Here is a 21,643-nt window from a genome sequence, read left to right on the forward strand (position 1 = left end):
ACTACGATTTGACTACTTTTCGTGTACACAAAAGGCAGTATTTTGGATATTTTCGTCATTTCTGTTAATATTGCGAAAGGCAGTTCTGCATAGGTTGAGAGCCGGCAAACCTTGCAGACATGGGCAATCTCCGGCAATTCTGGACAATCAACAATGACAATTCGGGTGCTTTTCGTGTGCCACGGCAATATCTGCCGCTCCCCCATGGCCGAATTTATTTTCAAGAAAATAATCAATGACCGTGGAATGTCCGACGCGTTTGAAATCAATTCCGCAGCTACAAGTGATGAAGAAATATGGAATGGTGTCGGGAATCCCATCTATCCACCTGCGCTTGAACAACTGCGCCTGCACGACATTCCCTGTAACGGTCATCGGGCCACACAGATAACCGAAAGTGACTACAAATATTATGATTATCTCATCTACATGGACAAAATGAATTACCGGAACATGATGAGAATTATCCAAAAAGATCCTTTAGGGAAGTGTCTCAGACTCATGGATCTGACAGAAAAACCGGGAGACGTTTCAGATCCCTGGTATACCGGAAATTTTGAAAAAACCTTTTCCGATTTAATGTCAGGCTGCACTGCTCTTGCTGATTACATAATCGGGAAGAGTAAAAATTCATAATTCCGTATCAGAAAAAATAACAGGGTCCTGACCGCCAGCCACAAAAAACACCAGACGATCAGGACTGATTAAACATTACCATCTGAACCCATAATCATCCCTGCAAATCCGTTCCTTAAGACTTTGCATGGCAGTTGAGGAAAAAACCCCTTCAAACATAAACTCAATGTCATAAACCCCTGACATATTCCACCCGGCAAGCGACTGAGCAAACAGATGAGCACCGAAGAACATCCTCTTCATATTTTTTACATTTGAGGTATCCCATTTTTCTATCGGCCGGTTAAAGGAACAGGCCCGCTCAAACATCCCCGCCATGGACAAAACGCAAGAAGTGTTCCAGTCTCCTATTGGACTGTTAAAAGCTCTCGCATTTAAAAACATTTCCTTCATGTCCGTAACCGCTGACGTATCCCAATTGCCTATATTCTGATTGAAAACCGGTGCATCCCTGAACATACCGCTCATGTCGGTAACCTTTGAAGTATCCCAGTTGCCGATTGACCGATTAAAGCTTTCCGCCATTAAAAACATTTCACTCATGTCTGTCACGTTTGACGTATTCCATGAATCTAAGGGCTGATTAAAGGATGATGCCCCCATGAACATACCTTTCATGGAAGTAACCTCCGATGTATTCCAGTTTTCAAGCGGCTGATCGAATGATTTTGCCATGGCAAACATTCCCTCCATGGATACTGTCGCTGAAGTATCCCAGTCACATAACGGCTGATTAAAGGATAAAGCTCCACGGAACAGGCTTTTCATGTCGGTTACCTTTGAAGTATTCCAGCCGTTAACCTGCTGATTGAAAACCGATGCATTCATAAACATCTTTTCCATGTCAGTAACTGAGGAGGTATCCCAATCATTTATCGGATGGTTAAAAGAACAGGCATAAGCAAACATCTCACGCATGGAAGTAACTCCGGACGTATCCCATTTTTCCAAAGGCATGTCAAATACAAAGGCACGTCTGAACATTCTGCTCATATCGGTAACCGCAGATGTATTCCAATCACCCACCCACTGATTAAAACTTACTGCACAATCAAACATTCCGCTCATATCCTCAACCGCGGAAGTATCCCATTCACCTATCGGCTGATTGAAGAGAGAAGCATTGGCAAACATTTCTCTCATGGTAACTACGGCTGAAGTATTCCATTTGGCCAAGGGACTGTTAAAGCTACGGGCTCTGCTGAACATTTCGGCCATATCGGTAACACGCGACGTATCCCAACCTTCAACCTGTTGATTGAAGGACTCCGCTTCTTCAAACATTCTGCTCATACTGATAACTTTTGCGGTATCCCAGTTTCCTATAGGCTGATTGAAATGCGTCGAGCCCATAAACATTCGGCTCATATCGGTAACATTTGACGTATTCCAATTTCCTATCGGACGGTTAAACTGTTCCGCTCCCATAAACATAAGACTCATGTCGGTGACTTCGGAAGTGTCCCAGTCTGCTAACGGCTGATTAAAGGATAAAGCATGAAGAAACATTCCGTTCATGTCCGAAACATTTGAGGTATTCCATCTGCACAGAGGCTGGTTAAAGGATGATGCTCCATGGAACATGGTGCTCATGTCCGTTACTCCGGATGTATTCCAGTCACCTATCGGCTGATTGAAAACACTTGCCCAATAAAACATGGACGCCATGCACGTAACGTTAGACGTGTCCCATCCGCCTATCGGCTGATTAAATACTTTGGCAGAATAGAACATTCCGGCCATATTCGTGACCCGGGAAGTATTCCATCCTGCTAACGGCTGATTGAAGGAATCAGTTCCCGCGAACATTTCGCTCATGTCTCTGACGTTGGAAACATCCCAGTCTCCTATTGGCTGATTAAATGAACCCGCCCACATAAACATCCCGCTCATATCTCTGACATTGGAAACGTCCCAGTTTCCTATCGGCTGATTAAAAGCTGCTGCAGAGAGAAACATTTCACTCATATCAGTAACATTGGAGACATTCCATTTGCCAATCTCCTTATTAAAAGACACGGCCACATAAAACATTTCATGCATGTCTTTAACTCCGGACACATCCCACCTGCCGATGTTCTGGTTAAAATTCTCTGCATTTCTGAACATTCCATGCATATCAGTAACGCCGGAAACATCCCAGTCTCCGATATTCTGGTTAAAATTCTCTGCATTTCTGAACATCTCGTGCATATCGATGACGCCGGAAACGTCCCATTTACTCAAATCCTGATTAAAACTCTCGGCTGAGGCAAACATGTTGCTCATGCTTCTCACACTTGAAACATTCCACCCCCCCAAAGGCTGATTGAATGACGATGCAAGGTCAAACATAAAGCCCATGTTCGTGACGCGAGAAGTATCCCATTCTCCTATTGGACTGTTAAAGGATCCTGCCCCCAGAAACATTCCGCACATATCCGTTACCATGGACGTATTCCAGTTACCGATTGGCTGATTAAAAGAACTTGCACCTAAGAACATGAAAGACATATCCGTCACACAGGAAGTATCCTTCAGGTTAACATACTCCAGCTCACTCATGTCCCTGAAAGCATTGCTTAATGACTGAACATTCGGTGTGAGAATCACTTCAAATTCTATACGTTTTATCTTCTTCCTGCCGTCAGCTATCGCAAAGGGATTATGTGTAAGAAAAAACTCCTGCAGTGATTCATCCGTCTCATTCGGCTGACGACGTCTGGTAAAACAGTAATTCAAAGTCAGGGAATCAAGGTCATTATCAATAATTCTTCTAATCAGATCTTCTGTAATGTCTTCGTGGGAATTAAGAGCCGGATTACGTTCATCAGTCATGAGTTTTTCTCCTTTCCGTTTATGCTTCAGCACCTGAATGTTTATAATTTGTCCGTCACGGATGATATTTAAACTTATCTGTATACCGTTTTATATAATAAGCATCCTGAACAGACCTGCCGTTAAACCGCCGTGAAAAAAAAGAAAGAGGATCAGATTATCACATCCGCAATCCAATTGGAAGAGGACAATAAAATAATTTCTGTTTCTGGAGTAATGGAGACAAAAAAAGATTTACTGCAAATTCCCTTAGTCGTGAACCGGACTGCCTCCGGCACGGGACATAAGCCAAGAGAAGCCCTTGGCGGTTCTTTTGTCAGAATCACGGAAATGTCCTCCCTGATTCCATTCCAGAGTACATTCGGTTCCACCATCACACAGAATTGTCCGGGCCTCACCTATTCTGTCAGCCACTGATGCCATTACCGGATTACGGGTTCTGCTCTCACCGTCACCAAGACTAAGATATACGGCAGGACATTTAATCGCGTTTTTCCTCATAAAATCGGTAAACCCCGGGAACCATATCGAAGGAGATGCGGCGGCCACACCATTAAACAAATCCGTGCGGTATGCCGCCCACAGTGCAAAAAGTCCGGCAAGAGAGTAACCTCCGATATAGCGTACTCCTTCCAAGCAGGAACAGAACTTCAAAACCTCCTGCAGAGTTTCTTCCGCCCTGCCTCCGAAGTCTTGGTTGCCAAACACAGCCGGAGACTTCCATGGAGACAGGTCATCGTTCCAGTCATTCACCTTTAACGCTATCAGTCTGAAATTCTCTCCCGCCTCACGGCGAATGGCATCAGCTTCACTGCTCATCAGTGACAGGTCGTGCTCATCGGTAAGCTGAATCAGCACCGTGTCGGCATCCTGATTTCCGTATTCAAATACCTGCATAAAAACTCCTCTCATCGGTATGAATCACCTGTGTCCGGTAAAGTATCAGACTTATCATGTCATGAATTCCGAGCCTCGTCACCGAATACGCACTGATATATTGCATCCAACGCTGTGTTCATCTTTTCTGCACTTAGATTTGAGTAATTAATTAGGAAGCGGTGCAGATCATTGGCTGAAGCCCCGACGTAGTATTCCGAAAGTGCATGAATGTTCACTCCCTTTTCCAGAAGCTTTTTTCGCAGAACGTCATCATCCATGGATGTATTGATTTTCAGGATAAAATGCAGACCGCTGTCATTTTCTATTACCTCGCAGTGACGTGACAGTTTATGACTTCTGATGCATTCCAGTATGATTCCGTGCATTCTGGAATAATGAAGCCTCATTCTGTTTATGTGTTTTTCAAAAAATCTTCCGCTGATAAATCCTGCCAGAGCATACTGTTCAAAGTTGGAAACGGTGCATGAATAAAATGACAGTTTCCTGTAGAACAGATTTGCCAGATTACGCGGCAGTATCATGTAACTGATACGTATTGTTGAGGCCAGAGTCTTGGAAAAGGTATTTATGTGGATCACCCTGTCACAGCCGTCAAGACTTACAAGCGGAGGTATTGGCCTGCCCCTGATTCTGAATTCACTGTCGTAGTCATCTTCGATAATGTATCTGTCTTCCTTCTCGTTAGCCCACGACAGCAGCTCATATCTGCGACTAACCGGCATGGTGATTCCTGTCGGAAAATGATGTGTCGGACTTACATGTACAATGTCGGCACCGCATTTACGCAATTCATCAATAATGATTCCGTCCGAATCCATCCCGGCATGACGGCATTCGATACCGTTATTTGCATATATCATTTCAGATTTGTGATATCCGGGATTTTCCAGACAGATAGTTCTGTTTCTGCACATTAGCTGAATCAGCAGACCGTACAGATATTCAGTTCCGGCCCCGACTATAATCTGATCGGGATCGACCAGCATTCCCCTGAAGGATTTCAGATACTCAGAAATGGCCTGTCGGAGCTCCCTCACTCCGCCTGTAGGTGAAGGTTTCATAAGGACATCATACTTATTGGTAATCACGCTCCTCATTACCCGGCTCCATACCGAAAACGGGAAGTTGTCCGGGTTCGTACCGTTATCGGAAAGATCGACCTTTATAACATCGCCGGAATTTTTCTCAGGTACGGCAATGTCCAGACACAGGGAGCCTTTCTTTGTAGTGTTCGGAACCGCTGTTATGTCCGCAGCAAAATATCCTCTCCTCGGCAGTGCATAAACGAACCCCTCGCTCATCAGCTGCTCATAGGCTGCTTCAACCGTTATGGTACTGATGCCGTTGTTCTTGGCGAATGTTCTTTTGGACGGAAGCTTTTCACCTCTGGCAATGATTCCTGTCCTGATATCATCCTTCAGTCTGTTGTACAGATACTCGTAAAGCGGTACCGAAATATTGGAAAAATCATATGTAAGCATAGCTTCACTGCATCTCCATTTTCATCTGGTCATATGAATTTTGAAACAAATTGACCATATTTAAGGCCAGAAAATCCCCGTCCTTCTCCTAACACCAATCCGGGTTATGAACCTGCGGAAACGTGATGTGACAAGGGTCACACCCATATTAAAGGCATGCATGGATATTTAAATTCCTACCAAATAACAAGGAATTATAAAACATTAAAAACGTAGCAACTGGCATCTAAAATTATTTTAATCTGATTATTTTAATAATACCACCTCACCTGTACCATTAAAAGCACTTAATGAATGAGAGGTAAATATTATGAGCGAATCAAAGAATACAAATACTACTGAATTCAACGAACGTTATGGTCTCAACAAAGGCCTCGCACAGATGCTTAAAGGCGGTGTCATCATGGATGTTACCACCCCTGAACAGGCCAGAATTGCTGAAGCAGCAGGCGCATGTGCGGTAATGGCTCTTGAAAGAATCCCTGCAGACATCAGAGCTGCCGGCGGTGTTTCCAGAATGAGCGACCCTAAGATGATCAAAGGAATTCAGGAAGCTGTCAGCATTCCTGTAATGGCAAAGTGCCGTATCGGTCATTTCATGGAAGCAAAGATTCTTGAAGCTATTGATATTGACTACATTGACGAATCAGAAGTTCTGACTCCTGCAGACGACGTTTATCACATTAACAAGAGAGATTTCAGTGTTCCTTTCGTGTGCGGCGCAAGAGATCTCGGTGAAGCACTTCGCCGTATCAACGAAGGTGCATCCATGATCAGAACCAAGGGTGAACCTGGTACCGGTGACGTGGTTCAGGCCGTAAGACATCTGCGCAAGATGAACTCCGAAATCCGCAGAATCGCCTCACTCAACAGTGATGAACTTTTCGAAGCAGCAAAGCAGCTTCAGGTTCCTTACGAACTCGTTGCATGGGTTCATGACAACGGTAAGCTTCCGGTTGTTAACTTTGCGGCAGGCGGCGTAGCCACCCCGGCAGATGCTGCTCTCATGATGCATCTTGGTGCCGAAGGCGTATTCGTCGGTTCAGGCATCTTCAAGTCAGGCGATCCTGCAAAGAGAGCAAGAGCCATTGTTCAGGCTGTTACAAACTACAAAGACGCCAAGCTGATTGCTGAACTTTCTGAAGATCTCGGTGAAGCCATGGTCGGCATCAACGCATCCGAAATCAAGATCATCATGGAAGAAAGAGGTAAGTAAGAATGAAAATCGGGGTACTTGCACTTCAGGGGGCATTCCGCGAACATCAGGACATGATTCGCTTATCAGGAGCAGAATGCATTGAAATAAGACAGTTATCGGATCTTACCGGAAACTCTCTCGACGGTATTGTTCTCCCCGGTGGAGAAAGCACTGTTCAGGGCAAGCTGCTGAGGGAACTTGGAATGCTCGAACCTCTCAGAAACATGATTAAGGCCGGTACCCCTGTTCTTGCCACCTGCGCCGGACTTATCCTCCTCGCGGAAAAGATCGAGGGAGATCCGGTATCCCACCTAGGCACACTTCCGGTTACCGTTAAGAGAAATGCCTTCGGCAGACAGACGGGAAGCTTTGAATATACGGGTAACGTCGGTAAGCTCCAGAATTTTCTCATGACGTTTATCAGGGCTCCGATAGTCACAGCCCTGAACAGTCAGGAGGTTGAGGTTCTCGCAGAATGCAGGGAACAGATCGTGGCTGTTAAATACGGTAATCAGATTGGGCTGGCATTCCACCCTGAAATAAATGACGATCCGTCAATCCACAGAGAATTTCTGGATTTATGCGAAAAATTCCATAACGGAATAAAGTAACGGATACAGCCTCACGGATTGGACTCCGTACCGGTCAAACCTACAGAAAGGGAAAGCTTCACACATGAAGCTTTCCCTTTATTTTTCAGATTAAGAAACGGTCATCAGGAAAGAGCAGACACCGGCAAACGGCTTAGTTAACCTCTCGTAAAGGCAACTTTACTTGTTTGCAGCTATGGAATAATCGAGAAGCTCAAGATCGATAACATCCTCGAGGGATTCATTAATGTTGATTAGATTCTTCTCACAGAACTGCTGGAACATCTCATCGACTCTTGTTCCGCCGATTGTATGCTTCAGCACGTCCCTCAGATCCGTATAAGAGATAATGGGAATAAAGTGTTCCCCGTTACCGGTTTTAATGAAATAATCACCTTCATTTACCAGAATACTGGCCTGTTCGGCACTGAGATCCAGATAGTTTTCCTCACATCTCAGACACTCCATCGCTCTGTAGAAACATTCAAGAACGTCATCCCTCGTATAGATTTCATTGCCGGTCATGCCTTTATAAAACATGGCCCAGGCCTGTATTCTGCAGACTGATGTTCCTCTGTTTTTTCGATGAGAGCTCCGCTCGGAAACGGCAACGGGACGACCTCGGATATCAACGATATTTTCTTCGTAATCCGTCTGATCCAACTCATCGTCGGCCGTGTGGCTATCGTCATTCATAAAGATCCTCCCGGACACTGTCCATGTCTTGGTATTTGAGGTTTTATTAGAATATAAAAAAAACGCTATTAATTTAAATATATCATCTGAACCCGCATCATGAAAATATTTTACGATTAACCTGATTGTTTTTTAACCATGATCAAATTAATGAACTGAATTACTGAAATCAACTGACGTTTCATGACACAAAACCAAACCTGAAGAATCAGTTTTAAGGAATTCCTGATTTAACGGCAGACAGTCTGCAGTTCGGTCTGAGGACATGTCTAGTTTTTAATTTCCGCAAGCCAGCTGAAAAAACCCATAATGTCAGCGGGAATAAGAACAAGAAGCCATATACTTAAAGCCGTTCCGAGCATGAATATGATTCTGTCAAGAAAACCGTCATCCTCGGCAATACGGAGGCAGTATTTACAGAATGAGAACGGGTAGAAGAAATATATGTCATAGCTGTTCAGAAAATCCAGAAAGATATGCCCCATAAAGGCTATGACAAAAAATGGCACGGCCACAGGATCAACCAGAAAAACACAGAATGTCAGTGCCACCATTCCGAAAAAAGAATGCATGAAGGCCCTGTGCTTGATATTCATGCCGAGAGCACAAATCAGAACAAAGGCCAGACCTCCTTTTACAGGATCGGCAGTCTGCTCATTACCGGTTATACTGCGGTACAGTCCAAGATCGTATTCACCGTCAGCAACCACCAGACCGATTACAAGAAGAAAAATCAGGGCAATAATCAGAGTGGCCCTGCCGTGAGGTCTGGACATCCGCGAATCTATGTCTGAAACAGTCCCGCCGACAACGGCCGTCACCGCTCCGACCGCAAAAGTATGCCAGTCTGTCGGATGAACCAGCAGGAGCGACGATGATAATCCGACGACAAGATGGGTTCTGCTTTTCATTATGATGGGATGCTTATAACTTAACGATATATTCCGGAAAATTTCCGGCCTGAAGAGTTTAGAAACAGTGCTCTGCAACGTTTCTTCAACCGTGGCAATATTATCACAAATATTTATTAATGCAAAGAATTAAGCATCAGATCACGGTCAGCAGCATCAATTTAAATCAAAAGTTCAAAAAAACCCTGTTGACATTCTGAATTATCGGTGCAAAAATATAATTCATACCATATCAATATGTTTGATATGATATATGTTTAAAGAAAGAAATAAATAATAATAAACATAACAAAGAAAAACAGAAAACAACTAAACAATAATACAAGGAGAACACCATGATTTCCGGAATCACCGTTCTGAACAGAGCTCCTGTTCACAAAGTCTCCGCAAATGGGAATCTGCTATCTGCGAACACTGCAGCAATAAGCAACAGCAGGGACAGAATCCCTGACATGGGAAACACTCTGTCACTTAAATGGCAGAGGAGCGTTGACAGTGCGAATCCCGATAAACTCCCTCTGCTTCCGTTATGGATAGCCGACATGGACTTCGAGACCGTTCCGACGGTCAAAGAAGCGCTGCAGCAGAGACTTGCCAACGGAGTATACGGATATTCATACACTCCCGACAGCTACAAAGCTGCGGTATCAGAATGGTTTAAGGACAGATTCAATTACTCGGTCAGGGCAAATGAGATTATTCCTTTCTCCGGAGTGATTCCGGCAATAATAACGGCAATTCATGCTTTTACAAAGCCGGGAAGCGGAATAATACTTCAGACTCCCGTCTACCACCCGTTTTACAAAGCTGTGTCATCTACCGGCAGAAGACTTATCAGAAGTCCTCTTATCCAAGGGAAAAACCGTTTTGAAATTGATTTTGCCGCCTTTGAAAGAACGATTGAAGCGGAACATCCTGAACTGTTCATTCTCTGCAGCCCCCACAACCCTACGGGACGCGTATTTTCAAAGGATGAAATAACCGCTCTGACTGACATCTGCCTTAAGCACGGGGTCTTTATTGTTGCCGACGAAATCCATTCTGACATTGTGTTTCCGTCATCAGCATTTACTTCCGTGCTTAATCTGGAGAACGACAGACTCAATGACAGACTGATTGTATGCACCTCTCCTTCAAAAACATTTAATCTTGCCGGCATTGCCAACGCCAACATATTCATAAAAAACGCCGAAACAAGAACACGCTTTCTGGACACTGCGGAAAGTCTGGGTCTGCATGGACACGGTCCGAATTTCATTCAGAGCATTGCTACGGAAACAGCATACAGAACGGGAAGCTACTGGCTGAAGGAAACACTTTCCTATATAAAGGACAATCTCAGTTATGCCTACTACAGACTTGATGAGGAACTTCCGGACATCTGGCATTCAGCCGTACCTGAGGGGACATACTTTCTGTGGCTTGATTTCAGAAAATACGGATTCAGCGATGCTGAACTAGAAAAACTTCTGCTTACTGAATGCAGAATACAGGCAAATCAGGGGTATATTTTCGGAAAAGAAGGAAGCGGATTCGTAAGAATAAATGCTGCCTGTCCAAGGGCTATTCTGAAGGAAGCAATAGACAGGTTGGTTAGGGCCTTAAAATGCTAGGGACAAAAAAAATCGCCGTGGACTTATGCCGTCACACGGCGAAATTCTGTTCTTGTGCTTTGCATATCCCGCTTTCATCTTCTTCTTGCGGTCATCGTAGACTCTTGCGTGATTGAATTTAAGATCGTACCTGCATACAAAATTTATCACATTAGGAACTGCAGACTCACCTGAGCCACTCTTCCTGCGTTCTTTTCTGCTCATTACATAACTCCTGCTAATGTCAGCTCTTCAAATACAGTTAGTAAAAACGTTTCATTATCTGAAAGCAGAATCCGTCTTTATTCGGATTCAGTATTCCTCAGACCTGAATTTATTATAAATGCATAATGAATTATGGCATTTATTTACCTAAATTTATTGAATGAGAAATATTATACCTTTTTCTGAAAAAATCAAGATTTTTTCAGAAAAAGGAAACATGCCCGGAGTTCCCGGTCACCGCCCTCAACGTAAACAAATAACCGGATCGCCCTTTAAAAGCGATCCGGTTTTCATCAAGACTTATTTATAAAGGTGTTCTGCGCATAACGAAAATTATGCGATTTTAGGAGTACTGCATACAACATCAGCGCACTGGGCACGGTTACGCATGAAGTGATCCATCAGCGTAAGTGCCAGCATGGCTTCGGCAATAGGCACTGCTCTTATACCGACGCACGGGTCATGTCTGCCCTTTGTAACAACATCGGTAACCTCACCCTGCAGATTTATGGTCTTCCCCGGGATGGTAATGCTGGAAGTCGGCTTAAGAGCCATCTTCACGATGATGTCCTGACCTGTACTGATACCGCCGAGAATACCGCCTGCATGATTGGTGGTAAAGCCTTCAGGTGTCAGCACGTCCCTGTGATATGAGCCCTTCTGTCCGGCTACGGCCATGCCGTCACCGATTTCAACCCCCTTAACGGCATTGATACCCATCATTGCGTAGGCAATCTCGGCATCAAGGCGATCAAATACAGGCTCACCAAGACCTACAGGAACCCCGGTGGCAACAACTTCAACTGAAGCTCCGACAGAATCATGTTCCTTCAGGAGGTTGCACATGAAGTCCCTTACCTCTTCGACCTTATCGGGATCGCAGAAGAAAAACTCATTGTTCTCTCTTTCATCAACGACGCATTTTTCCGCCTTAACCGGACCTATTGACGTGGTATATCCTCTGATTTCCACACCAAGCTTTTCCTTCAGATACTTCTTGGCTATGGCACCAGCCGCCACGCGCATGGCGGTTTCGCGGGCTGATGAACGTCCGCCGCCCCTGTAATCCCTGATACCGTATTTCTGAAGATAGGTATAATCCGCATGTCCAGGTCTGAACATCTGTGATATTGCGGTATAGTCGGAAGAATGCTGATCCACGTTATCTATTACCAGACCGATTGGGGTGCCGGTTGTTTTGCCTTCAAAAACACCGGAGATGATTCTTACCTGATCCGGCTCTCTTCTCAAAGTGGTGAACTTTGAAGTACCAGGACGTCTTCTGTCCAGATCCTTCTGAAGATCCGCCTCGCAGAGCTCCAGCCCCGGAGGGCATCCGTCAACAATTGCAGACAGAGCCAAACCGTGACTTTCCCCGCAGGTGGTTACGGTAAACAGTTTACCAAAGGTATTGCCGGCCATTACTTTTCTCTCCTGTACTGCTCAAAATATGGAGCATATTCAATTAAATCATCATAGGTCATGACAAACACGCCGTCACCACCATTCTTAAATTCAACCCATCTGAATTCCACTTCAGGGAATTCAGCCTCAAGTGAAAGTCTGCTGTTTCCGACTTCAACAAAAATCAGACCGTCATCCGCGAGATAGTACGGAGCCTCGGCCATAATTACCTTGACAAGATCCAGACCGTCATTTCCAGCAGCCAGTGCCAACTCCGGTTCAGCATGATATTCTTCAGGCATATCTTCCATGTCGGCAGCATCAACGTACGGAGGATTGCAGACGATAAGATCATATTTGTCTTCTTCATTCAGAGCATCAAAAAGATCACTCTTAATAGGAATTACCACGTCTTCAAGACCATAGTTGTAGATGTTCCTTATACATACGTCAAGAGCATCCTCACTGATGTCAACGGCATCAATCGAAACATCCTCTGCACTGTATTTATTGGCGCATGCAAGCGCAATGCATCCTGACCCGGTGCACATATCCAGAATACGTGATGGAGTTTTTCTGAGATAAGGGGCAAAACCGTTATTGATGAGCTCGCCTATAGGTGAACGCGGAATGATAACTCTTTCATCCACATAGAATTCAATACCGCAGAACCAGGCTCTGTTGGTGAGGTAGGCAGTCGGTATTCTGTCCCTGACCCTGATGGTCAGTGCCCTTGCTATGTTTCTCTTTTCGCGATCGGTAAGCTTCGCATTCATGGTTTCCGGATCCCCAGGAGGATCAAGATTGATGAGGCAGAGAACCAGATAAAGAGCTTCGTCCCAGTAACTGTCGGTGCCGTGTCCGAGATAAACGTTGTTCTCAATCATGTAACTGGTAACGTAACGGACTACATCATTAATTGTTTCCAGTTCACTTACAATCTCTGCTTCAACATCTTCCGGAAAATTTTCCTTTCTGAACTTTCTCTTTTCTACTTCGCTGTCAACAATGTCATTCATACACAATTCCTAAGAAATAACGTTACACGGCACGTTACGCAACGGCTCGGGTCAGAGACCGTCACGGTATTAAAAATCTTCCACATTTTAACATCTGAACCCGGTATGAGCAATAAATTGCGGTCGGACGGCGGTATATTGTACAGTACGAGACAGTGAGAGTCCGTCATCATTATGATTACGGTTGCGAACTTCAAAACAAATCAAAAAGTAAAATAGGAACCCGAAGGTTCCTATTTACCGGTTAAAGACATACTCCCCCGCTTCATGCAGAGGCCCGATCTTCTCAGGTCTTACTGGTTTCGATGTAGCTGTTGAGTTCCCTTACGGTATCACGATGCTTATCATCAGCCCCAACAGGCATCAGAACAGATCCCTTGTCAAATTCGTAAGCGCCACGTCCATGTATATACAGTCTGCCTTTAAAAAAAGTTCGCACATGCTTAGCAATCATTGCCGGGCTATATTTTTTAAATATTCTCATTGTTATAATCTCTTTTCTGCGGGCTGCGGCATTATGGGTAGTTTTATTGTTATTATCAGCCAGAAATTCAGCGGTACCGACAATCCGGTATCCATACCGCCACGTTCAACTTAAGTATATCAACATTGATATGATAAAATTGAGATCGACATGGAATTTTGATCCCTGTTGTTCTTTGCTCAACGGAATTGTGACATTCGTGTTATAAAACATAAAAAAACGTATAATAATCACACTACTGTAAAGCGCATCAGAATCTGCGACCATGGCAGACTGCATAAAAAACATCACCTCGAACTGACGGAACAGTCACCGGATAAAGTGAAAAACCGACAGATTAAGAAAAAAGAACAAAAGGATTTATACCTTACTGAAATGACTGTCAGACCGTCACGGTTTTCACCAGAACATATGCGTCACAACCGATATTCCGTATTCTTTTTATTCTTGAATATTTAAAAAAACATCAATCTCGTCTTCTTTCAAAAGAACTAATCCGTCATTTCACGGTTCGCATAATTTTGTTCAAAAAACCACCAAACGTTTATAAATCAACGCATACGGCAGACTTATCGTTTAAAAAAACAACAACCACTAAAAATATTGACGTATCCGCATGTTAAAACAGTACAGACTACACATTTTTAGATAAATCTATTCTTAGATAGTGATTGTTGTATGCTATATTTTATTAAAATTTTACTCCCGTACGGGGCGAGATTTTTTTTTTGTCTCTGCGGAGTGAATCAGAGTTTTGCAAAAATAATACTACCTGTAAAAATAGTTTTATTTTTTACTCGTAAAAATACAACTCAGAAATAGGGATAATAGCAAATGTCCAATGAAGCTATATTAAAAGTTCGCGACTATATGAATAAGAATATAGTCGGTCAGCCGGAACTGGTTGACGGTCTTTTAACCGCATTACTGGCGGACGGTCATATTCTTGTTGAAGGCCCTCCGGGACTTGCAAAAACAAGAGCAATCAAGCTTTTGTCAGAATGTATTGAAGGCAGATTTCACCGTATCCAGTTCACACCTGACCTTTTGCCAGCGGACTTGACCGGTACCGATATTTACAGACCTCAGGATGGTACATTCGTATTCCAGCCTGGTCCTCTGTTCCATCACTTACTGTTAGCCGACGAAATCAACCGTGCCCCGGCAAAGGTTCAGTCAGCACTTCTGGAAGCGATGGCGGAAAGACAGATAACCATCGGTCGTAAGACCTATCAGTTACCTGATCTGTTCCTGGTAATGGCTACACAGAACCCGCTCGAACAGGAAGGTACCTACCCTCTGCCTGAAGCTCAGCTCGACCGTTTCATCATGCATCTGCAGTTAAACTACCCTGATCAGGGGACCGAATTACAGATTCTCAGACTGAATCACCTCGAGTCTAAGCATGCAGCAAAGGAACAGCCTCCTGTAATTACCCAGGTAGAACTGTTTGAAGCCCGCAAGGATGTATTATCCGTAACAATTCCGGATATTCTTGAAAGCTATATCATCAACCTGACCATGGCTACAAGACGTCCATACAGCTACGACTCAACCGATCTTGCCCGTTGGATCAGCTGCGGTGTTTCTCCTCGTGCTACAATGGCGCTCGCTAACTGCTCACGCGTTAAGGCATGGCTTGACGGCCGTAACTACGTTGCTCCTGAAGATATTCAGTACTGCGTATATCCGGTGTTCAGACACCGTATCTTCCTGTCAATGGAAGCAGAAGCCGACCGAGTTGATGCAAACCGCGTAATTGAGCTCTTAACCAAGAAGGTTGTTGTAGGTTAAGTCCATTTTTTCAGGCTGGGGAAAACCCCAGCCTGATTATGGGCTCTGCTGCTTTAACCTGGACTATAACAACAATAAAAGGATAAACTCAATGCCTAATGGGATTGAACTTACATTCGAAGAACTTATTCAGGTTCCTCCGCTGACACAGCTCCTGCCTAACACCATGGTGGCAAGTCAGCGTTATGGTATTCTGCGTTCAATGAGTAAAGGACGCGGTATGGAATTTTCAGAAGTTCGTGCCTATCTCCCCGGCGATGACATTAGAAACATCGACTGGAGAATTACGGCAAGAACGGGACGCCCTTATACAAAAATGTTCCGTGAGGAACGTGACCGTAATGTGTACATCATTTTAGACCTCGACCCGGCAATGTACTTCGGTTCTCAGGGACAGCTTAAGGCACGTCTCGGTGCACTTATTGCCGCTTCCTGTGCCTGGCAGGCTCTGGAAATGAAGGACAAGGTTGCAGGCATGATCATTCTCGGCAACACTCCTATAAGACACCAGCCCGGCGGTATGCGTAAAGACGTTCTGGCATTTATCCAAAAGATTTATGACGCTTACCAGTTAGGTTTAAGAAGAAAGAGTTTTGACTTTAATATCGGTGACGGTCTGAAGTTGCTTGTTAATCGTGCAAGACCGGGCAGCGTGTTCCACATCATCAGCGATTTCTACAGACTCGACGATAACTCAATGCTTTATCTCAGACGTCTGAACAAGTCTCACACCGTGAGAACTTATCAGCTGTATGACAAGATTGAAGTAAACATCGAAGGTACCGGTACCATCGGTATCGACACCGGTTCGTCTCAGGGCTTCATCAGTTCTCTTGACAGCAACTTCGTTGAAAACTATCGCCGTATAGGTTTACACAGAATACATCACATTGATCGTCTTCTTTCCGAAACATCACAGCGCAACATCTGTATCGATGTATCGGAAGCACTGATGATGGCCAATAAAAACCAAGACAGGGAATAGGTCATGGAATTTGATTTTTCTTTACTCAGAGATATCCATGAGGGTGAGCCTCCCGTAGATTTCTCCTACGGCTTTCTGTGGTGGCTCGCTCTTATCGTCGTTCTGGCTGCCGCCTACTACTCTATTTACAGACTTTTACCGCTTTTTGCAGCCATAAGACGTTTAAACAAAATTGATCTCAATAACGAAGCGTTCATTCCTTTAATCAACTACTGGCTGAAGGAAACGGCTCTTATCATGTATCCGCGTGACGTAGTGGCTCCGCTCTACGGCCTTAACTGGCTCCGCTTCCTTGATCAGACCGGTAACACCAATTTCGAAGCATTTACCGATGCTTGGGAAAGAGTAATCTACGACTGGCAGAACATTGAAGTTCCAATCAATGAAAAGAAAATGTTAGTTAAAGAATGTAAGAAGTGGATATATTCCAACATAAGGAGAAGAATATGGGGGCGCTAGGAATAGGTTCTTGGTGGTGGTTATTTCTGATCCTTGCATTTCTGCCAATCTTAATCCGTTTTTTACCTGGCAGAAGCAAGAAGGATGAATTCATATACATCACCTCATTGCCAAAAATTCTTGACTCCGAACCTAAGAACAGGGTTCACATGATTTTCGGTATTGCCTATGCGGCATGGGTATTTCTGATGATTGCCCTTATGAGACCGGTCTATTACGACACACCTATCGTAATAGAGCAGCCTCATCGCGACATTATTCTCGCAATTGACCTTTCCGATTCCATGAAATACATGGATATGCTTGATTCAGAGAACAGACCTGTTCAGCGCATCGACATTGTTAAGGAACAGGTTAGAGAATTCATTCTCTCCCGAATCAAGAGTAATTCAAATGACCGCATCGGGATTATCCTTTTCTCTGATCAGGCGCAGGTTCTCTCCCCTCTCACCTTCGACAAGGGGTTACTGCTGAAGCTTGCCGACGAAATTGATCTTAAGCTTTCCACCGGTCCGCTTACAAACATCACCGGAGCCATCAACATGGCTATCAACAGATTCGAGGAAGCCGGCACCAACAAGAAGATTCTCATTCTCCTCACCGACGGCAGAAACACCGTTGACGGCGGCATGACCCCAAATTCAGCCGCACACGTTGCCTACAGCAAGGACATGAAGATCTACACCATTGGTTTCGGTTCTGAAACCGCGGATGATTTTGAGGACGAAGGCGAAGGCATCGACAGAATTGACGAGCCAACCCTCAAGGAAATTGCCAAAATTACCAGGGGCGAATATATGCGTGCCCGCGACCGTAAGCAGCTCCACAATAGATATCAGGAAATCAACTTTAACGAAGCTTCCGAAGAAACTCCGCGTCAGTATCAGCCGGAAGTGGAACTTTATCACTGGCCTCTGTTAATATCACTGCTTCTTTCAATCTGCACCGGCATCGTAGTAAGGAGAATAAATGGCTGATTTCGTTCTGTTACGTCCATGGTGGCTGGTATTACTGCTTTTACCGTTGTTATTCGTGTACGTGGACTTTGCAAAGCACTATAAGCTGCAAAACTTTATTAATGAAGACATTATCAACTACCTCAAGCCAAAGAAGAATCTTAAGAAGGATTTTGACGAGGATGAGGATGATAATATCAACGCTACCGTTACTTCCGAAGAACAGAAGCTGCTCATCAGCAAGCCTAAGTTATGGAAGAAGTTCGGCTGGCTTGTAATTCCGTACGTATTCGCCGTAACCGCACTCTGCGGTCCGGCCGTGTCACAGGACTCAAATCTTTTCCAGAATGATGAAAACTGGATTTGGGTAGTAGACACCTCACTTTCAATGCTTGCAACTGACCTTAAGCCAAACAGAATGCAGCGCGTGAGATTCAGTCTCATTGAACTTCTCCACGCCTCAAAGGCGCACCGTCACATCGGTATCGTTGCATTCACCAATGAAAGCTATGTGGTATCGCCTCCTACCGATGACTCATCAAGCCTTCTCTACCTTCTTCAGGAACTTGATCCTACGATCATGCCTAGAGAAGCTCAGGGTTCAAACCCTATTGAAGGTCTGAAGGAAGCGCGCAAGATTCTGGATCAGGATCATAAGACTCCGGGCAATATTCTGCTTGTTCTTGATGATGTTAAGACCTCTCCGGAAGATGTTGCAGATCTTACGAACTACATCAGGGATTGTCCTTACCCAGTTTACATTTATGCGATCGGTACACCGTCAGGCTCACCTATTTCTCTGAACGGCAACTACATCCGTGATAAGAATGACAACACCGTCATGGCACAGTCAAACTTTGAAACGATACATAAGATCGCCAGAGAAACCGGTTCTCAGGTTTACTTTGAAATGAATGATCAGGCTCCTATGCTTGAAAAGATCTACGACTACAAGCACTCAAAGTACAAGGTTACCGAAAAGAGCAAGTACACTCATAAGGACATCGGCTACTACTTCATGATTGTATGTCTTGTCACCGCTCTGTGTTTCGTAAGAAATTACTTCTTCGTGATTGCCCTGGCATTCACCATCGGTGCATCTTCAATCATGTACCCTCAGGAAGCTCTTGCCGCAGATGACGCAGATCCTGCATACATTGCAAGTCATCCTAATGAATACGGATACCAGCTTTATCAGGAAGGCAAGTATGAGGAAGCCCTCAAGTATCTTACTGATCGTTTCTGGAGAGGCAATGCCTACTACAGACTCGGACGTTATGATAAGGCTCTTCCTGAATACGAAGCTCTCGGCAATGATGCTGAAGCCAAGTACAACATTGGTAACTGTTTTGCCCATATGCAGAGCGCAAATTCACTGGATAACGCCATTCTGGCATACGATCAGGCTCTGGAACTGAATCCGGAACACGCCGATGCCAGCATGAACAAGACCGTAATCATCGAATATCTCCGCAAGCTTAACGAACTCGCAAGAGCCCGTCAGGAAGCTCAGATTAAGGAAGCCAGAATCAACGGTCTTTCATCTGCAAACACGGATATGGGCTATGCCCCACTCCCAACCACCAGTACAGGTACTCTGTTACAACGCAGAATGGCATTACAGCAGAGTAAGAAAACCTACAGAATTACGGAGCAGAAATGGTAAAGTTTAGTTTATTCTTTAAATTACTGGTATTTGTCTTGCTCTGCACCTTCAGCACCGCATTCGTTCAGACTGCGGAGGCAACAGATGAAAATACCATTATTAAGTTTTCCACCGATAAGGAAATCTACTCAGGTAAGACATTCAACTTCCGCGTAACGGTTATTACGAACGTTAAGCTTAACAACGGAAGTCTTCAATATGATCATCTGAGCAGCAATTTCACGGTCGGTCATCTTAAGTTCAGTCAGGCCAAGTACGATCAGGATCCTGCGCTCACTGTTTACAAGTGGGATATTCCTCTGCTCACCAATAATTCCGGTATAATTGAGATTAAACCGTTTACTATTAAAGGTCTTGGCAAAAAGTCCTCACCGGTAACGATTCAAGTCAAACAACCGACCTCAAAGACACTCGCAAAAAAGTTTATAAAGACTCTTCTGCGCAACCCTACGGCAATTGAGGGACAGCTGGTAATGTATCGTGTGGAAACCGATATTCTGCCTAATGTGAAGATTCAGAGTTATACTCCTCCTAAGGCTGAGAATGCTACCATTGAGCTTTATCAGGAAAAAGTAACCAGTCGCGTCAGCAAGGAAAACTCCATCTCACAGCCTAGCTATAAAACCCAGATTCGCGAATACAAAATCATCTTCCATAAGGCTGGTGAAAATGTTATTAAAGGTCCCGTCATTCAGGGGATAATCAAAACTCCTGGTGGAACCAATAAGACATTCGACCAGGAAGGCGAACAGCAGAAGATTAATATCAAACCTAATCCTAACAACGATCTTGTGTCCGACAACATCACCATTGCCGTACAGTGGACTCCTGATGAAAAGGAAGTATCCGTAGGTCAGGCCATTACGCGTTCCATTACAATCCGCGGTACCAACAATGCCCTTTCACAGTTCCCTTCAATGGAACTTCCTGAAATGCCTGATTATGACGTCTACGTAGAGAAGACCAAGGAATCAGAAAAGCTGATGAAGAATAAGAAATTAATCTCCACGCTTATAGTGAAGCAGGTATTTGTTCCTAAAAAGAACCATACCACCTTCAACGTTCCTGACGTCAAGTTTACATGGCTCAACCCTAACGATGGAAAAAAGAAGGATTTAACCATTGATGGAGCAACCTATGAGGTTTCCGGCTTCAGCTTCAATGACTACATTCCAAGAGATCCTAGATATGCCCACTGGCTCTTTGCCGGAGTTGCATTCCTGTTGGTGTTCGGCGTATTCACCTACTACAGTATAATCTGGTACCGTGAACGCGTAGGCATATACGGCAGACTCCATAAATACATGGACTTCAGAGGCTACTGGAAGCAGATGCGCAAGTCATGGTCAAAGAAGGATCCGTTCCAGACCAGAAATGCCATCATTGAGTGGGCTCAGAAGAGATGGGAAGGAACTACCATCGTAGGTCTTAGTGACATTCCTTTCTACAAGGAAAACAAGGTCGCTTTTGATAATCTCTCTGCCGCCTGCTGGGCTCCTGACCATACCGCATGGGATGATTCAGAAATCAGAAAGGTTATTTCAAAGAACAGAAACTACAGAAGACCTAAGGCTAAGCATGGTATCAATCCATATGGTCTGAACGGTGAAATGTACGAAACCGTAACTCAGAAGCTTAAGTAACCTCAGGTTATAAACTCCATAAAGCGGCGCGGGAATAAAACCGCGCCGTTTTTTTCCCCGATAATCATATTCTTTTACCATAAATACCACACTGCTCCGGCTTTCCCTGCAACCTCGCCAAAAACCTGAACAACTAATCAGAATTGTATTGGAATAATAATCTTTAAAAATACTATTCAAAATCTTT

Annotated in this window: 19 protein-coding genes; 10 read left to right on the forward strand and 9 right to left on the reverse strand. The window is 44.3% G+C overall.

The window, feature by feature from the left end; genetic code table 11:
* The first annotated feature begins 153 nt into the window (after positions 1–153).
* Positions 154–636, forward strand: coding sequence for a low molecular weight protein-tyrosine-phosphatase (locus QZU58_RS00395; RefSeq protein ID WP_294493721.1), 483 nt, complete (start codon positions 154–156; stop codon positions 634–636).
* Between the two features lie 75 nt (positions 637–711).
* On the opposite strand, the gene QZU58_RS00400 is transcribed toward QZU58_RS00395, so the two are convergent.
* From QZU58_RS00400 to QZU58_RS00410, 3 genes are all read right to left on the reverse strand, one after another.
* On the reverse strand, positions 712–3,453 hold the full coding sequence (locus QZU58_RS00400; protein WP_294493722.1) for a BspA family leucine-rich repeat surface protein: 2,742 nt from the start codon (positions 3,451–3,453) through the stop codon (positions 712–714).
* A gap of 249 nt (positions 3,454–3,702) precedes the next feature.
* Positions 3,703–4,350: a hypothetical protein gene (locus QZU58_RS00405; RefSeq protein ID WP_294493724.1), complete on the reverse strand. Its 648-nt coding sequence runs from the start codon at positions 4,348–4,350 to the stop codon at positions 3,703–3,705.
* A 59-nt stretch (positions 4,351–4,409) separates the two neighbouring features.
* Positions 4,410–5,834 (reverse strand): PLP-dependent aminotransferase family protein, encoded by a 1,425-nt coding sequence (locus QZU58_RS00410; protein WP_294493725.1) that lies wholly within the window; start codon positions 5,832–5,834, stop codon positions 4,410–4,412.
* Between the two features lie 310 nt (positions 5,835–6,144).
* Here QZU58_RS00410 and pdxS point away from each other — a divergent pair, with 310 nt between their 5' ends.
* Positions 6,145–7,050: a pyridoxal 5'-phosphate synthase lyase subunit PdxS gene (gene pdxS, locus QZU58_RS00415; protein ID WP_294461928.1), complete on the forward strand. Its 906-nt coding sequence runs from the start codon at positions 6,145–6,147 to the stop codon at positions 7,048–7,050.
* Positions 7,051–7,052: 2 nt separating this feature from the next.
* Entirely contained in the window at positions 7,053–7,643 is a 591-nt protein-coding gene (gene pdxT / locus QZU58_RS00420; RefSeq protein ID WP_294493727.1) for a pyridoxal 5'-phosphate synthase glutaminase subunit PdxT, read from the forward strand.
* A gap of 159 nt (positions 7,644–7,802) precedes the next feature.
* Here pdxT and QZU58_RS00425 read toward each other — a convergent pair whose 3' ends face one another.
* Both QZU58_RS00425 and QZU58_RS00430 read right to left on the reverse strand, forming a co-directional pair.
* Positions 7,803–8,318, reverse strand: coding sequence for a hypothetical protein (locus QZU58_RS00425; protein ID WP_294493729.1), 516 nt, complete (start codon positions 8,316–8,318; stop codon positions 7,803–7,805).
* A 269-nt stretch (positions 8,319–8,587) separates the two neighbouring features.
* A complete protein-coding gene (locus tag QZU58_RS00430; RefSeq protein ID WP_294493730.1) occupies positions 8,588–9,229 on the reverse strand; it encodes a metal-dependent hydrolase in 642 nt (213 codons plus the stop codon).
* A gap of 335 nt (positions 9,230–9,564) precedes the next feature.
* On the opposite strand from QZU58_RS00430, the gene QZU58_RS00435 reads away from it, so the two are divergent.
* A complete protein-coding gene (locus QZU58_RS00435; RefSeq protein ID WP_294493732.1) occupies positions 9,565–10,842 on the forward strand; it encodes a MalY/PatB family protein in 1,278 nt (425 codons plus the stop codon).
* Here QZU58_RS00435 and QZU58_RS00440 read toward each other — a convergent pair.
* The 4 genes from QZU58_RS00440 to QZU58_RS00455 form a co-directional block, all read right to left on the reverse strand.
* Positions 10,831–11,046, reverse strand: a complete 216-nt coding sequence (locus tag QZU58_RS00440) for a hypothetical protein (RefSeq protein WP_294461918.1) — start codon at positions 11,044–11,046, stop codon at positions 10,831–10,833. The genes QZU58_RS00435 and QZU58_RS00440 overlap by 12 nt on opposite strands.
* Before the next feature lie 333 nt (positions 11,047–11,379).
* A complete protein-coding gene (aroC, locus tag QZU58_RS00445; protein ID WP_294493735.1) occupies positions 11,380–12,468 on the reverse strand; it encodes a chorismate synthase in 1,089 nt (362 codons plus the stop codon).
* Positions 12,468–13,469 (reverse strand): 50S ribosomal protein L3 N(5)-glutamine methyltransferase, encoded by a 1,002-nt coding sequence (gene prmB, locus QZU58_RS00450; RefSeq protein ID WP_294461913.1) that lies wholly within the window; start codon positions 13,467–13,469, stop codon positions 12,468–12,470. Before prmB ends, aroC begins: the two co-directional genes overlap by 1 nt.
* Positions 13,470–13,755: 286 nt before the next feature.
* Complete coding sequence (locus QZU58_RS00455) at positions 13,756–13,953, reverse strand: DUF1107 domain-containing protein (RefSeq protein WP_294461911.1); 198 nt, start codon at positions 13,951–13,953, stop codon at positions 13,756–13,758.
* Positions 13,954–14,787: 834 nt separating this feature from the next.
* Here QZU58_RS00455 and QZU58_RS00460 point away from each other — a divergent pair.
* The 6 genes from QZU58_RS00460 to QZU58_RS00485 all read left to right on the forward strand — a co-directional run bounded on the left by QZU58_RS00460 (position 14,788) and on the right by QZU58_RS00485 (position 21,456).
* Positions 14,788–15,747, forward strand: coding sequence for a MoxR family ATPase (locus QZU58_RS00460; RefSeq protein WP_294461908.1), 960 nt, complete (start codon positions 14,788–14,790; stop codon positions 15,745–15,747).
* Between the two features lie 91 nt (positions 15,748–15,838).
* The gene (locus QZU58_RS00465) at positions 15,839–16,732 is read left to right on the forward strand and encodes a DUF58 domain-containing protein (protein WP_294493737.1); all 894 of its coding nucleotides are present in this window, start codon (positions 15,839–15,841) and stop codon (positions 16,730–16,732) included.
* Positions 16,733–16,735: 3 nt separating this feature from the next.
* Positions 16,736–17,191: a DUF4381 domain-containing protein gene (locus QZU58_RS00470; RefSeq protein ID WP_294493740.1), complete on the forward strand. Its 456-nt coding sequence runs from the start codon at positions 16,736–16,738 to the stop codon at positions 17,189–17,191.
* Positions 17,179–18,168, forward strand: coding sequence for a VWA domain-containing protein (locus QZU58_RS00475; RefSeq protein ID WP_294461899.1), 990 nt, complete (start codon positions 17,179–17,181; stop codon positions 18,166–18,168). The genes QZU58_RS00470 and QZU58_RS00475 overlap by 13 nt, the downstream gene beginning before the upstream one ends.
* A complete protein-coding gene (locus QZU58_RS00480) occupies positions 18,161–19,813 on the forward strand; it encodes a VWA domain-containing protein (protein ID WP_294493744.1) in 1,653 nt (550 codons plus the stop codon). Before QZU58_RS00475 ends, QZU58_RS00480 begins: the two co-directional genes overlap by 8 nt.
* A complete protein-coding gene (locus QZU58_RS00485; protein WP_294493747.1) occupies positions 19,807–21,456 on the forward strand; it encodes a hypothetical protein in 1,650 nt (549 codons plus the stop codon). The genes QZU58_RS00480 and QZU58_RS00485 overlap by 7 nt, the downstream gene beginning before the upstream one ends.
* Positions 21,457–21,643: the final 187 nt, after the last annotated feature.

The sequence above is a fragment of the uncultured Ruminobacter sp. genome (assembly GCA_902764345.1).
Classification (GTDB): Bacteria; Pseudomonadota; Gammaproteobacteria; order Enterobacterales; family Succinivibrionaceae; genus Ruminobacter.